This is a genomic window from Streptomyces sp. NPDC111744 (assembly GCF_055634995.1).
The window spans coordinates 55,925-70,698 of sequence record NZ_JBVKCG010000011.1 but is presented as its reverse complement, the minus strand read 5'-3'; the positions used below and the strand labels follow the sequence as shown (position 1 = coordinate 70,698).

Here is a 14,774-nt window from a genome sequence, read left to right as displayed (position 1 = left end):
CTCCGGCCGCATGCGCTGTTGTTATGCTCCCCACGTGCGGGGGTCAGGGTGAGTGGGGACGGTCGGGAGCGCCTGCGTGGTCGGCGCCGCGAGTACGAGGCGCTCGAGGAACTGGTCTCGGAGGTGGAGGCCGGGCGCAGTGCCGTACTGGTCCTGCGCGGTGATGCCGGAATCGGCAAGTCCGCTCTGCTGGAGAGCCTGGTGGCACGGGTCGCCGGGCACCGCGTCGCCCGTGGGGTGGGTGCCGAGTCGGAGATGGAGCTGCCGTTCGCGGGACTGCATCAGTTGTGTGCCCCGTTCCTCGGGCGCGCCGACAACCTTCCGCCTCCGCAGAGAGAGGCGCTGGCCACAGCGTTCGGGGTGAGCACGGGACCGCCTCCGGACAGGTTCCTGGTCGGTCTGGCCGTGCTCGGACTGCTGACCGAAGTGGCCGCCGAGCAGCCGTTGTTCTGCCTCGTGGACGACGCGCAGTGGCTCGACAGGGTCTCCGCGCAGACGCTGGCGTTCGTGGCGCGACGGATGCTCGCCGAACCGCTGGCACTCGTCTTCGCCTCCCGTGAACAGCGGGGACGCGACGATCTGGCCGGTCTGCCCGAGCTGACGCTGGACGGCCTCGACGACACCGATGCCCGCGCCCTGCTGGACGCGGCGGCAAACGGCCCGGTGGACGAGCACATCCGCGACCGCGTCCTCGCCGAAGCGCGCGGCAATCCCCTCGCACTGCTGGAACTCCCCCACGACCTGGTCAAGGCGGATCCGGCCGATGGGCTCGACCTGCCCGATCCCGGACCGGTGACCAGCCGTATCGAGCGGAGCTACCTCGCGCGGGTCCGCTCGCTGCCGGCGGCGACGCAACGACTGCTGCTGACCGCCGCCGCCGAGCCGATCGGTGACGTGGCGCTGCTCAGACGTGCCGCCGAGCGACTGGACATCAGCCCGGCCGAGGCCGGCCCGGCGGTGACGGCGGGGCTGCTCGACGTCCGGAATCTGGTGCGCTTCAGGCATCCGCTGCTGCGCTCCGCGATCTACCGGTCGGCCGGGCTCGCGGAGCTGCGGGAGACCCACCGTGTCCTGGCGGAGGTGACCGACCCCGTCCTCGACCCCGACCGCCGCGCCTGGCACCTGGCGCGAGCGACCGTGCGGCCGGACGAGGAGATCGCCGCCGAGCTGGAGTCGTCGGCCGCGCGTGCGTTCGCGCGCGGCGGCACCACCGCGGCGGCGGCGTTCCTCGCCCATGCGGCCGTGCTGACGCCCAACCCTCAGCGCAAGGCGACGCGTGCCCTCGCCGCGGCCCGGGCGAAACTCCGCGCCGGTGCGCCCGCCGCGGCGCGCGATCTGCTGGCGCTGGCCCGGAACGGAGTCCTGGACGAGTCCGGTCACGCCCGCGCAGATCTCGTCCAGGCCCAGATCGCCTTCGCCTCCAGTCGCCTCGACGAGGCGCTCCCCCTGCTGCTGGCCACCGCGCGACGCCTGGTGCCGTTGGATGCCGGCCTGGCCCGCGAGACCTTCCTGGACACCCTGTCGGCCGCCATGTTCGCGGGGCGCCTCGCCACCGGCGCAGACGCACACGAGGTGGCGGTCGTGGCGCAGCAGACCTCGCCACCCGTCACGAGGCCGCCCGGCAACGTCGATCTGCTCCTGCACGCTTTGGCCACCCGGTTCACCGGCGGCTACCGCGATGCGGTCGCCGCGTCGCGCGACGCGGTACGCGCCTTCCGCCGGGAGACCGCCCCGGAGGAGATCCTGCGCTGGTCGTGGCTGGCCTCGGCGCTGGCGGCCGAGACGTGGGACGACGAGGGCTGGACGGAGCTGGTGACGCGCCATGTGCGGACCGCCCGCGCCGTCGGCGCGCTGGCCGAGTTGCCGCTCGCGCTCAACTCGCGGGTCGTCGTCCACACCTGCGCCGGCGAACTGGACGCGGCGGCGCTGCTCATCGCGGAGATCGACCGGCTCCAGGAGGCGACCGGCAGCGGCTTCGCGCCGTACGGCACGATGACCCTCGCCGCCTGGCAGGGACACGCACACGAAGCCGCTCCGCTGATCGAGGCCGGCATGGAAGATGCCCTCGAAAGCGGTGAGGGCATCGGTGTGGCCGTCGCACGACGGGCCGAGGCCGTGCTCCACAACGGTCTGGCCAGATATGAGAAGGCGTTCGACGCGGCCCGTCCGGCGAGCGAGCATCCGCAGGACCTGGTCGCGGCCAACTGGGGACTGGTCGAGCTGGTGGAGGCCGCGGTGCGCAGCGGTCGCCCCGACGCGGCCGAGGCCGCTCTGGCCCGGCTGACCCGGACCACGCAGGCGGCGGCGACGGACTGGGCGTTGGGCGTCCAGGCCCGCTCCCGGGCGCTGCTGAGCCGGGGGGACGCGGCCGAGGAGCTGTACCGCGAGGCGATCGAGCGACTCGGACGTACCCGGGTCGCGGCGGAACTGGCACGGGCGCATCTGCTGTACGGAGAGTGGTTGCGGCGGGAGAACCGTCGCAATGACGCCCGGGACCAGTTGCGCGAGGCGCACGCCCTGTTCACACGGTTCGGCGCCAGTGCGTTCGCCGAGCGCGCCGTCCGCGAGTTGCGCGCCAACGGCGAGACGGTGGCCCGGCGCGACGGTGCCGCCGCGGTGACGCTCACCGCCCAGGAGACCCAGATCGCGCATCTGGCCCGGGACGGGCTCACCAACTCCGAGATCGGTGCCCAGTTGTTCCTCAGCCCGCACACCGTCGAATGGCACCTGCGCAAGGTGTACGCCAAGCTCGGCATCGCCTCCCGGCGGCTCCTGCGCACAGCGCTGTGACCGGCTCCTCATCGTGGCCGGGCGGTTTTCCCCCGCGCGTCAGCCACGTGGCAGAGCACCGCCTCCGGAGCACGGGAGCGCGCCCTGGGACGGCCGTCACCGGCTGGTCGGCGTAGGCCGCTCCAGGGACGCGAGGTGCTCGTCGAACGTCCGGCGGATCACGAACCGATGTCCTGCAGCTCCGCGACGACGTACTTCCCCACCAGACCGGTTCCTCCGGCCACGGCCACCTGCATGTGATGCTCCTCTCCTTCCGACGTGGTTTCCGGCTCCGTGCTACAGACAGGACAGCTGCTCCGACTGTGACGAGGCCCCGACGGCCGCACTTTCCCGAGCCGAACTGTCACACGCGCGTAGGCCGCTCGGTCTCTGCAGAAGAGGGATGAGCGACACCACGGTCCCCGCCCCTTGGCCGAGAGGAAGACCCATGACCACGCGCCTCGTGTCCATCGCCGAAGGCAGACGGCTCACCCGCTCGATCGCGATCGGCACGCACACACTGACGGCCGACGAACCCGAACCCATCGGCGCCGATGCGGGTCCCACCCCGGGAGAGCTGCTGCTGGCCGCGCTGGGGTCCTGCACCTCCATGGCCGTGCGGGCCTTCGCGGACCGGCACCAATGGCCGCTCGAACGCATCGACGTGGCCGTGCGGTTCGGGGACCGAGGACACATCGTCAAGAACGTCGGGCTGACCGGTGGCCTGGAGCCGGATCAGCGGGAGCAGCTGCTGGCAGCCGCCGGGCGCTGTCCCGTGCACCGCCTGCTGACCAGGGAGGTCACGATCGTCACCGTACCCACGTTGCTGGCGGAACCGGACGGGTCCGGCGCCTAGGTGCCCCACCGGTGCCCGGCCCGTCCGTGACTCGAGCGGGTCAGGTCGTCGACACCACGCCTTCGAGTGGCATCGAGCCGATTTCCTTGCGGGAGGAGATCCCCAGCTTCGCGAAGACCTTGCGCAGATGCCATTCGACCGTGTGGGGGCTGAGAAACAGTCGGGCGGCGATCTCCGGGTTCGTGAAGCCGCCCTGGGCGAGTCGCGCGATCTCGGCCTCTTTCGCGGTGAGAACCGCCGGCGAGGCCGAGGCGCGCTTACGCAGCTTCACCCCCGCGGCCTGCAGCTCCCGTCGCGCGCGCTCCGCGAACGCCTCGGCCCCGGCTTCGCCCAGCATCTCGTGTGCCGCGCTCAGTTGAGCGCGGGCCTCCGCCCGTCGCTGTTCCAGGCGCAGCCACTCACCGTAGCGAAGCCGTGCTCGGGCGCTGTCCATGCGGGCCTCCGTCGTGTCGAGCTGCCCGATCGCTTCCTGGTGCAGGCTGTCGGCGGCCTGCCCCTCGCTCACCAGGGCACGAGTGGCGGCGGAGATGCCGAGCGCCCAAGCGGTCCCGCTGACCTGGGCCATCTCCTCGATCGCCCGCGCGGCCTCGGTCGCATGCGCGGTCCGCCCCAGTCGTACGGCCGCTTCGACGAGTTCCACCCGAGACTGGATGGACAGTCCGAGTTCCTGCGGATTCTCACATCCACGTCGGGCGGAGGCATAGGCCTCCTCATACCGGCCGAGGCCGTTGTAGAGGACCGCCGCCGCCCACTGGGTGGCCGTCGTCACCTTGCCCTCGCCCTGCAGCACGTGGTCGTGCGTGACGGCTTCGATCGCCTGCCGGGTCGTGGACTCCCGTCCCTTGAAGGGCTCCACGACGAGCGCTCCGTAATGCGCGAAGAAGCTGCTGCCCGTGGCTTCGCCTATCGCGTTCGCTTCCACGGCGAGGGAGTCGGCGCCGCGGAGGTCGCCGGCGAACACCCGGTTCGACAGACGCAGCAGGAGGGCCGAGGGCAGCACAGCGAGCGCTCCGTTGCCGCGGGCGAGGTCGACCAGCCGCGCCGAGAGCTCGGACCAGGCGGCGAAGTCCCAAATGCTGTGAGCCATGCGGCACACGAGCGGAAGCCACCCCAGACCGTCCTCCCGCGAGAGCTCCTCCGTCCGGAACGCCGCCACGGCCTTCAGCAGGAGCGGCACACCCACCGTGTAATCCTCGGTGACCACCCGCGCGAGGCCGGTCAGCAGGAGACTCTCGCGGCTCGCTGTGTCGAGGGGCCCCGGGCCACTCAGCACCGCCTCGGCGACGTCGCGGACGCCGCCGGTGGCCAGCCGGCCCGCGGTCAGGGCTGCGTAGATCGCGTCCCGGTAGGTCTGGCCGGCGAGTGCGGGGTCGTACGGCTGGAGCCGCTTGGCCGCTTCCAGCAACAGCGGCAGTCCGGCGCTGGCGCTCTTGGCCGCGGACATGATCTGTCCCCGGAGCAGGGTCGCCTGTCCGGCTCCGACCTCGTCGAGGTGGCTCAGTTCCGCCGCGTCGACCAGTTCCCGGGCAGCGTCGAAGGCGCCCGACTGGTACTCGGCCCGCGCCGCGGCCAATGCCCGGGCTCCGCGGAGTCCGGGATCCGCGGTCAGTTCGGTGGCTCGATGCAGGAAGGCCGCCGCCGCCGCGATTCCGCCGCGCGCGTGCGCCCGCCCGGCGGACCCCACCAGTTCGGCCGCGACAGCCTCGTCCGGTCCCACCGTCGCGCTCGCCAGGTGCCATACGCGGCGTTCGGGATGGAGTCCGGCGTCGATCGATTCGGCCAGAGCCCTGTGCACGCGCCGACGTTCCTCGAAGCCCATGGCGCGGTACACCGCGGAGCGCACCAGCGGGTGGCGGAAGCGCACCCACGTGCCGAGCGTCATCAGACCCGATGCCTCGGCGTGGGTCACGGCGGTGTCCACGGAGATTCCCAGGCGCTCGGCGGCGTGCCGCAGCAGGGCCACGTCACCGACCGGCTCGACGGCGGCGATGAGCAGCAGGTGTCGCGTCTCCACCGGAAGCGACCGGATCCGGCGGAGGAAGCCCGCTTCGATCTGGCTGGACAGGGGCCGCTCCTCGTGTCCTCCGGGACCTCCGGCCATCTCGACTGCGGTCAGGCTGCGCGGCAGCTCCAGCAGGGCCAGCGGATTGCCGCGCGTCTCGGCGACGACGCGGTCCCGCACACGCTGGTCGAGCGGGCCGGTGACGACGGAGTCGAGGAGTTCCCGGGACTCGCGCTCGTTCAATCCACGAACGGGAAGCTCCGGCAGGTCGGCGAGGATCTCGCGGGAGCCCGACTCGCGGACGGCCAGGACGAGCAGAACGGATTCGGCGAGCAGTCGGCGGGCGACGAATTCCAAGGTCTGGGCCGACACCCGGTCCAGCCACTGCGCGTCGTCGACCAGGCAGAGCAACGGCTCGTCGCCGACGGCTCCGGCGAGCAGACTCAGGGTGGCCAGGCTGACCAGAAACCGGTCCGGCGCATCACCGACCTGCATCCCGAACGCTGTGCGCAGTGCGTTCCGCTGCGGCACGGGAAGATCATCGAGATGGGAGAGCAGCGGAGCGCAGAGCTGGTGCAGCCCTGCGTAGGAGAGCTCCATCTCGGACTGCACGCCGGCCGCCCTGACGACGCGGCAGCCGGCAGCCCGGTCGAGAAGGTATCCCAGCAGCTCGGTCTTCCCGATCCCCGCCTCGCCGCGCACCACCAGGACGCCGCTCCGCCCGGCCCTGGCCTGCGCGAGGAGGTCATCGAGAACCAGGCACTCATGCCGCCGACCGATGAGCCCGGTCCGTGCTCCGTCACTCGTCATGGCAGCCTCCCCGCCGCCACGATACCCCGGCGTTCGACGTCCGCGGGGTTGTCCTGAACTCGTGGCTCCCCGTTCCACGACGCCGTCCGGGACCACGTGATCCGGTCGCGTTTCCTCCGGCCCGCCGCCATCCGTATCACCCGCCTCCTCGTCCTGACCTCGGCAGCGCTCGCCGAGCGGCGCGGCGACCGCGTGGGACGAGCCATGGTGACTCCGTTGGGCACCCGTGGCCGGACTCGGGCACCCGTGGCCGAAAGTCTCTGCCGGAGACCGGCGCGGCGACCGGCGCGGCGTCGGTGGATCAGGTCACCGATCCCATGACCACTGCCGTGCACACGAACGTCACCATCGTGATCACGACCATGGCGATCAGTGTCCCGCGCAACCATCGCCTGAACCGGACTCGGTTCGCCGCCTCTGCCGCGCCGACGCTGTCGGCGATGTGGTTCGTCACCATGCGGGCCACCCACTGCTGCTCGTCGAGGTACCACATCTCGATGGCCCTCCGCTGCTCATGGGTCAGCCCGTCCGTCCGCGCGGTGAAGGCGGCCACGCGCTGGCGAGCGGCACCGAGATGAGCCGCCCGGTACAGATAGGCCTCTATGTCGACCAGCCCACGAGCGGCCTGTTCGTTCGTGTTCATGATGTGCTCCCGGAGTCGGCGGCCCGGCGCTCGGAACCCGGACCGATTGCGTGGGTCCCGCGACGACTCGTGCGTCGCCGCGCGGGTGGGTCGCCGCGACCCCCCGGTCGCGGCGACGCGTACGGTCCCCTCCACGGAGAGCGGGACCTGACCGCATGTCACTCGCTCAGGCACCCGGAGGAGAACGGCTTTCGGTGTGTTCTCCCCGGACGCGCCGTCGGGTCGCCGGCCGCTCATCCGATCGGCGAGCCGACGGCCGGCGCGCTGAGCACGGGTCGCTCAGCCGGTCGCCTGCGCCGCATCGTTGATCACACGCGCCACCTCACCGGGACGCGAGACGCTGACCGCGTGGGAGGCGGACACGGTCACCACCGTGGCCTTCGCGCGCTCGGCCATGAAGATCTGCGCCTGCGCGGGGATGTTCCGGTCCTCGGTGGCCACGAGAACCCAGGAGGGGACGTCCTTCCACGCCGGGGCGGAGGCGCCCTCCGCCAGGGCGGCATCGGCCACGGGCCGCTGGGTGGCGGCCATGACCGCCGCGGTCTCCTCGGGGACGTCGGCGGCGAACTGCTGGTGGAACCTGCTCTTCTCGATGTAGAGATCCGCGACCTGGCTCCCGTCGGGCAGTGTGATCGGCACCGGGTGGAGCGTCTCGCCGAGGGTGCTGCCCGGGAACTTGCCGGACAGGGTGACCGCGCTCTCGCCTTCGTCCGGCAGGAAGCCCGCGACGAAGACGAGTGCCTTGACGTGGTCGAGTCCCTTCGCGGCGTTGCTGATGACCGAGCCGCCGTAGGAGTGGCCGGCCAGGACGACGGGGCCGTCGACGGAGGCCACGAGTTGTCTGACGTACTCGCTGTCTCCGGCCAGTCCGCGCAGCGGATTGCTCGCGGCCACCACCGGGTAGCCGTGGGACTGGAGCTCGTCGACGACGCCGTTCCAGCTGGAGGAGTCCGCGAACGCGCCGTGGACGAGGACGATGGTCGGCTTCTGCGCACTCATGGGAGTGGCCCTGCTTTCTCGTTCGTTGGGTTCGAAGTGGTCGTTCCTGAGATCAGCCGGCCCAGGGGCTCTGGGTACGGCTGTCATGGCTGCACCGTGGGACGTCTGGTGAGGCCTGGCCGCCCGGAGCCGACCGCGCCCCGGACACGGGCCGGAGCGGACATCGGCACAGAACATCACCACGGCGTGGTGATCAACTCAGCTGGTGAACGGCTGTTGTGCCGCCGGGTTCTGAACGATGCCTTTCGTTGTAAATCGCGGGGTGTTCCGGCTCTCGGCACCGGCGGACAGACCGGATTCCGGATCCGAATTCGGCGTCCCGAATTCCACCGGATCCCACGGCTTCGCGTCCGCCGGTTATCAGCGCCGGTAAACCCTGTATTCTTCGCGGAATTGCACCGAGCGCGGGATCAGTCGGTGCCGAGAGCCTTGCGCAGGACGTGGACGGCCTGTTCGATCGCCGCGGTGGAGGCCTGAGTTCCGCGAACCGGATTCAGCATCATGAAGTCGTGCAGGCTGGCGTTGTAGCGGACGCTGGTGGTCGGCACGCCGGCCTGGACCAACTTGCGGGCGTACGCTTCGCCCTCGTCGCGCAGGACGTCGTTCTCGTCGACCGCGACGAACGCCGGCGGCAGCCCCTGGAGTTCTTCCAGGGTGGCGCGCAGCGGGGAGGCCGTGATCTGGTTCCGCTCCGCCGGGTCGGCGGTGTAGGCGTTCCAGAACCACTCCATGGCCTTCGCGGTCAGGTGCGGCCCGTGGGCGAAGGTCCGGTAACTCTCGGTGTCCTGGCCCGCGTCGGTGACGGGGTAGTACAGCGACTGGTGCAGGAAGGTCACGTCGCCGCGCTGCTTGGCCAGGTGCGTCAGGGCGGCGCTCATGTTGCCGCCGACGGAGTCACCGGCGACGACCATACGGGAGCCGTCCAGGCCTTCTTCGGCGCCCTTGGTGGTGACCCACTGGGCAGTGGCGTACGCCTGCTCGATGGCGACCGGGTACTTCGCCTCCGGGGAGCGGTCGTACTCGACGAACACCAGGGCCGCCTCCGCGCCCACGGCCAGTTCACGCACCAGACGGTCGTGGGTGCCGGCGTTGCCGAGGATCCAGCCGCCGCCGTGTACGTAGAGGATCACAGGCAGGACACCGGTGCTGCCGACGGGCTTGATGATGCGCACCCGCACGTCGCCGACCCGGGCCGGGACAGTGATCCACTTCTCGTCCACGTCGAGCTTCTCGACGGGCCCGGACTGAACGTCGTCGAGCAGCTTGCGCGCACCCTCGACACCGAGTTCGTACAGCAGCGGCGGCTTGGCGGTCGCGTCGGCGAATTCCTGTGCGGCGGGCTCGAGAATGATCTCGCTCACGGGATGCTCCTTGTGAGGTGGTGGGTTTTGGAAGGCTTTCCACCTCATGAGACCGGGCCGGGAGTGAATGTGTGACGCGCCGGGGAAAACGGCACGGTGATCGCTCACCGGCAGGGCCTTCTCGAACAGAGTCCGCGTCGGCCCGGGCCGCCGATCCGGCGTCGTCAGTCAGAGACCACCTGGACGGGGTCGGCGGGCTTCGGCAACAGGAAGCCGTCGACGTACAGGTCGACGTGCTCGTTGTAGAACGCGGTCAGCCCGGCGATGCGGTTGGCGTGGATGGTCGGGAAGTCGTACGTCCAGGCGATGTCCTCGTGGGAGGCGGTGCCGCTGTCGAACGACCAGTAACTGCTCGTCGTCCCCTTGTACGGGCATCGGGTCACCGTGTCCGAGTGCCGCAACCGGGTCCAGTCGACGGTCGTGCGGTCGAGGTAGTAACGGGTCGGCAGGCCGGTCTCGAACAGCTTCACGCAATCGGGGGCCTCCGCCAGCACGACACCGTCCAGCTCGACTCGGACGCTGCTGCCGGAACGCAGGGCGTCCACGCGGGAGTAGGGGCTCCGGGGGTGAACGAACACCGGCTCGTCCTCCTCGAACCAGGAGTCCAGCGCCTCCCAATCGAATCGCACGGTGTCCTGCAGGGCCCTCGGGGCGCCGTCCCCCCAGACCCACGCCGAGCCCGCGCGCACCTCCGGCCCGACCCGCAGGGTGTGACGGTGCGCGGGGCCGGCACCGAGTTGCTCCGTGTGCTTGTCGTCGTGGAGCACACCGTCCACCAGGTCCTCGACCGGAATGCTGAACTGGGGATAGGCCTGCCACTCCCACACATACAGAGCGCGGCGGGTGTCGAAGACGACTCGTCCGCCGATCGTTCCCCGGATGCGGCGGGGAACGGGTTCGACGTGCCCGACCGGGACGATGAGGCTTGGGTGCAAAACACTTTCGGTTGCCATGGTGATCACCTTGGGTTCGCTGATGGTGCGCTCGCCGTGTCCGGTGTCCTCGGACCCCGGCAAGACCGCGCTTGCTCGGGCCGACGGCCCTCACCCGTTCGCTCGATGTTATCGACTGTCTCCGGGGGTGGCCCGGAAAGCGAGGTGTGACCACAAGTTGTCGTCACACCGTGTTCCAGGTTCGGCGCGTCGCGCCGGTCCAGAGGGCGGCCCCGGTCCGACCGGAGGGGCGTCGGCGACCCACGATGTCACAGATCCAGGGTGCTCCCGGTCAGTGGGCTGTAACTGTTCCGCCCTGAGGAGATCCATCATGGACGCGCGTATCAACTACTTCGGCAACGCCCTTGCCGGCAAGGTCATGAAGCACCTGAACTCGGCCGGCGCGGCGGTGCACGGGGCCTTGCCGGTCGCCACTCAGGAGCTGGTGAAGATCCGTGCCAGCCAGATCAACGGCTGCGGTTTCTGCACCGACATGCACACCAAGGACGCTCTCGCCGCGGGTGAGGAACAGCAGCGTCTGAACCTGGTGGCCGTGTGGCGCGAGGCCACGGTCTTCACCGACCAGGAGCGCGCGGCGCTGGAGCTGACCGAGCAGGGCACCCGCATCGCGGACGGCTCGGGCGGCGTGTCGGACGAGGCATGGGCGAACGCCGCGAAGCACTACGACGACGACCAGCTCGCCGCGCTGATCTCCCTGATCGCCGTCATCAACGCCTACAACCGCATCAACGTCATCAACCGGCAGCCCGCCGGCGACTACCAGCCGGGCATGTTCGGCTGAGCCGGCCGGTCCGGCCCGGCCGGACCTGAGCCGTCCGTCGCCCGGTCGCCCCGATCCTCGACCGGGCGGCGGACGAACCCGGCCTGTCGATCGGTGTCGCCCGGCCGCATCGCACGCGAAACGACGGCCGTCGTCATCCGGGCGACCCCACGTCCCGGCGAAGCGTGGCCACCCCCACGGGCAACGGATTCCAGAGGACGCTCATGTCAGAACGCCACGTACTCGCCCCTCTCCGACGAGTCAGCACCGACGTACTGGAAGTCGCCTACCACGAGACGGGCTCCGCGGAGAACGACACCGTGCTGCTCCTGCACGGTTTCCCCTACGACATCCACAGCTACGTGGACGTGGCCCCGCTGCTCGCGGACAGCGGGTTCCGGGTCGTCGTCCCCTATCTGCGCGGCCATGGGCCCACCAGGTTCCTTTCCGGATCGACTCCGCGCTCGGGTCAACAGGCCGCCCTGGGCGCCGACACCGTCGCCTTCATGGACGCCCTGGGCGTGGAACGGGCCTATCTCGCTGGATACGACTGGGGCGGACGCGCCGCCAACGTCGCCGCGGCCCTGTGGCCCGAGCGCGTCCTCGGCCTGGTCTCGGTCAACAGCTACCTCATCCAGGACATCGGTGCGGCGGCGCAGCCCCTCGCGCCCGAACTGGAGGCGGGCTTCTGGTACTTCTTCTACTTCCTCACCGAGCGGGGCCGGGCCGGTCTGGCCGACGATCCCGAGGGGATCGCGCGGGTGATCTGGCGGCGGAACTCCCCCGAGTGGCAGTTCCGCGAGCACGATCTGGAGCGGGCCGCGCAGGCCTTCGCCAATCCCGACTACACCGACGTCGTGCTCCATTCGTACCGGCACCGGCTCGGTTTCACGCCGGGCGCCGAAGAGTACGCGGGCCTTGAGGCACGACTCGCCGAGCTGCCCGCGATCATGGTTCCCGCCGTCACCCTCGACGGCACGGCCGACGGCAACTTCCCTGCCACGGACGGCTCCTCGACCGCCCGTCACTTCACCGGTCCCCGGCTCCACCGCAAGGTGGCGGGCGCCGGCCACAACCTCCCGCAGGAGCGCCCCGAGGCGTTCGCGGCGGCCGTACGCGACGTGCGCGTCCTGCGGCAGGAGAACGCGAACCACGACCGCCTCGCCGGACGACGCCAGGACACGACATGAATCTCTCCCCCGCTCCGGAGGGCCCCGCCTCCCTCCGCCTCGCCAGTGCCCGTGGACGGTGGACCCTGCTGGCCACCGTCCTGGGATCCAGCGTCGTGCTGCTCGGCTCAACCGTCACCAACGTCGCGCTGCCGCAGATCGGCGACGACTTCGACGCCGACCTCGCCGTCCTCCAGTGGACGGTGAACGGCTACATGCTGACCCTGGCCGGCCTGATCCTGGTGGGCGGCTCCCTGGGCGACCGTTTCGGGCGCCGCCGCGTCTTCGTCCTGGGCACCGTGTGGTTCGCGCTGGCCTCCCTCCTGTGCGGGCTGGCCCCGGACACCGGCACACTGATCGCCGCCCGGGCACTGCAGGGTGTCGGCGGTGCTCTGCTCACCCCCGGCTCACTGGCGATCATCGAGGCCTCCTTCCACCCGGACGACCGGCCGCGCGCGATCGGCCTGTGGTCGGGCTTCGGCGGTATCGGCGCCGCCCTCGGACCGTTCCTCGGCGGGTGGCTGGTGGACGGCCCCGGCTGGCGTTGGACCTTCCTGCTGAGCATCCTCCCGGCGCTGCTGTGCGTTCCCGTCGCCCTGCGCCATGTCCCGGAGTCCGTGGGCACGCCCCCGGAGGATGCGGTCGGCACGGCCGGCGCGGGGGCCCGACGAGGGTTCGGCTTCGACATACCCGGCGCCGTTCTGGGCGCTCTGGCGCTCGCCCTGGGCACGTACGCGCTGACGGAGGCACGCGACAACGGCCCGGTGGCCATGGCCGCGGCCGTGGGCGCCGTCGTGGCGGGTGCCGCGTTCCTCCGCGTGGAGCGGCGCAGCGGTGACCCGATGATGCCGCCGGCGATCTTCTCGTCCCGGCAGTTCACCGCCGTCAACCTGATCACCCTGTGCGTCTACGCGGGCACGGGCGGGTACTTCTTCCTGACCGCTCTGCAACTGCAGATCGTCGTCGGATACTCAGCGCTGGCGGCCGGTGCGGCCATGCTGCCCAACACCGTGCTGATGCTGCTGTTCTCATCCCACTCCGGGATGCTCGCGCAGCGGCTGGGGCCGCGGACTCCGCTCACCGTCGGCCCGCTGGTGTGCGGAGCGGGCATGCTCATGATGCTGCGGGTCGGTCCGGGCGCCTCCTACGTGCAGGACGTCCTCCCCGCCCAGCTGGTGATGGGTGCCGGCATGGTCATCATGGTCGCTCCGCTGACCGTGACCCTGCTGTCCTCGGTGGACGCCTCGAACGCCGGGCTGGCCAGCGGTATCAACAACGCCGCGGCGCGGGCGGCCGGGCTGGTGTCCGTGGCGGCGCTGCCGCTGCTGGTCGGGATGGGACCGGACGCCTACCGGTCGGCCACGGCCTTCGACGCGTCGTTCGGCCGGGCCATGCCGCTGTGCGCGGGCCTGCTGGCCGTCGGTGCGTCGGTCGCCTTCGGCACGCTGCGGCAGACCGCGGCGGCTGCTCATCCGCCGCACGGGCGGACACACGGGTGGCTGATGGAGCCGCCCCTGGTGTCCCGCTTCAGCCGACACCAGGCCGTCGAATGACACCCGGCCGGGGACCCCCGGCTGTCACACCGGTGGGAGTCCACCGGTCTCGTTGTCGAGAGGACCGCTGTCCTGTGGTCCGCGTCGGCGCACAACGCGCCGACCGCAGGAAAGGATGCAGACATGTCGTACCCGTATCCGGAGCAGAAGTACTGGGGTGAGGACGGTGAGGTCAGCGCCGTCTTCCGGCCCGCCACCACACCCCCGGCCATCGGCGAGAGCGGCACCGGGAAGGACGCCACCCACTATCTGGCGACCACCGGCACCACACGGGGTGAGTTCGGGCTGTACCGGGTGGAGATGCGGCCCAGGGCGGGCGGGCCCAAGACGCATTTCCACAAGCGGATCTCGGAGTCGTTCTACATCCTGGACGGCACAGTGCGCGTGTTCGACGGCGTGCGGTGGGTCGACGCGCGCAAGGGGGACTTCCTGCACGTGCCCCAGGGCGGGCTGCACGCCTTCCGGAACGACTCCGACGCCCCGGCCGACATGCTGCTCCTGTTCACCCCGGGCGCCCCGCGCGAGGAGTACTTCGAGCAGGTGTCACAGCTGGCACACGCTTCGGAGGAGGAGCGCGCCGCGTTCTTCGACAAGCACGACTCGTACTTCGTGGAATAGGAACCACCGACGGGCGGGGCCCCGCGCCTGTGACACCGGTCGTCGCCGGGATGTCACTGGCGCGGGGCCCCGCCCGCACACCGGGGAGTGCTGCCCCGCGGTGTTGCCACCACTCTCCCTCGCAGGCTCCTGCCCGGTGAGTGACGGCACAGGGCCGGGGGGGGGGCCCCGGTGGTTGGCGGAGGGCGGCCCCCCCGCGAAGGCGGCGGGGGGGCGCGGGGGGGGAAGGGGGGAGGGCTCCTCTAGGTCCTCCTCTTCCACCAACTCGAGCAGGGGCCTTC

Annotated in this window: 11 protein-coding genes; 6 read left to right on the top strand and 5 right to left on the bottom strand. The window is 71.0% G+C overall.

Annotated features, from left to right (window positions below; translation table 11 throughout):
* The first annotated feature begins 48 nt into the window (after positions 1–48).
* Both ACZ7OO_RS24240 and ACZ7OO_RS24235 read left to right on the top strand, forming a co-directional pair.
* The gene (locus ACZ7OO_RS24240) at positions 49–2,790 is read left to right on the top strand and encodes an AAA family ATPase (RefSeq protein ID WP_471507531.1); all 2,742 of its coding nucleotides are present in this window, start codon (positions 49–51) and stop codon (positions 2,788–2,790) included.
* A gap of 427 nt (positions 2,791–3,217) precedes the next feature.
* Positions 3,218–3,625, top strand: coding sequence for an OsmC family protein (locus tag ACZ7OO_RS24235; protein WP_471507529.1), 408 nt, complete (start codon positions 3,218–3,220; stop codon positions 3,623–3,625).
* A gap of 40 nt (positions 3,626–3,665) precedes the next feature.
* On the opposite strand, the gene ACZ7OO_RS24230 is transcribed toward ACZ7OO_RS24235, so the two are convergent.
* From ACZ7OO_RS24230 to ACZ7OO_RS24210, 5 genes are all read right to left on the bottom strand, one after another.
* Positions 3,666–6,437, bottom strand: a complete 2,772-nt coding sequence (locus ACZ7OO_RS24230; protein WP_471507527.1) for a helix-turn-helix transcriptional regulator — start codon at positions 6,435–6,437, stop codon at positions 3,666–3,668.
* 301 nt (positions 6,438–6,738) lie between these two features.
* Positions 6,739–7,080, bottom strand: coding sequence for a hypothetical protein (locus ACZ7OO_RS24225; RefSeq protein WP_471507525.1), 342 nt, complete (start codon positions 7,078–7,080; stop codon positions 6,739–6,741).
* A gap of 279 nt (positions 7,081–7,359) precedes the next feature.
* On the bottom strand, positions 7,360–8,079 hold the full coding sequence (locus ACZ7OO_RS24220; protein ID WP_471507523.1) for an alpha/beta fold hydrolase: 720 nt from the start codon (positions 8,077–8,079) through the stop codon (positions 7,360–7,362).
* A 410-nt stretch (positions 8,080–8,489) separates the two neighbouring features.
* Positions 8,490–9,440 (bottom strand): alpha/beta hydrolase, encoded by a 951-nt coding sequence (locus ACZ7OO_RS24215; RefSeq protein ID WP_471507521.1) that lies wholly within the window; start codon positions 9,438–9,440, stop codon positions 8,490–8,492.
* Between the two features lie 164 nt (positions 9,441–9,604).
* Positions 9,605–10,393 carry a DUF427 domain-containing protein gene (locus ACZ7OO_RS24210; protein ID WP_471507519.1) on the bottom strand — a complete coding sequence of 263 codons (789 nt, stop codon included), beginning with the start codon at positions 10,391–10,393 and terminating at the stop codon, positions 9,605–9,607.
* Between the two features lie 310 nt (positions 10,394–10,703).
* Here ACZ7OO_RS24210 and ACZ7OO_RS24205 point away from each other — a divergent pair, with 310 nt between their 5' ends.
* From ACZ7OO_RS24205 to ACZ7OO_RS24190, 4 genes are all read left to right on the top strand, one after another.
* Complete coding sequence (locus ACZ7OO_RS24205) at positions 10,704–11,174, top strand: carboxymuconolactone decarboxylase family protein (RefSeq protein ID WP_471507517.1); 471 nt, start codon at positions 10,704–10,706, stop codon at positions 11,172–11,174.
* 203 nt (positions 11,175–11,377) lie between these two features.
* The gene (locus tag ACZ7OO_RS24200; RefSeq protein ID WP_471507515.1) at positions 11,378–12,343 is read left to right on the top strand and encodes an alpha/beta fold hydrolase; all 966 of its coding nucleotides are present in this window, start codon (positions 11,378–11,380) and stop codon (positions 12,341–12,343) included.
* Entirely contained in the window at positions 12,340–13,875 is a 1,536-nt protein-coding gene (locus tag ACZ7OO_RS24195) for an MFS transporter (protein WP_471507513.1), read from the top strand. Before ACZ7OO_RS24200 ends, ACZ7OO_RS24195 begins: the two co-directional genes overlap by 4 nt.
* A gap of 123 nt (positions 13,876–13,998) precedes the next feature.
* Complete coding sequence (locus ACZ7OO_RS24190) at positions 13,999–14,493, top strand: cupin domain-containing protein (protein WP_398726606.1); 495 nt, start codon at positions 13,999–14,001, stop codon at positions 14,491–14,493.
* Positions 14,494–14,774: the final 281 nt, after the last annotated feature.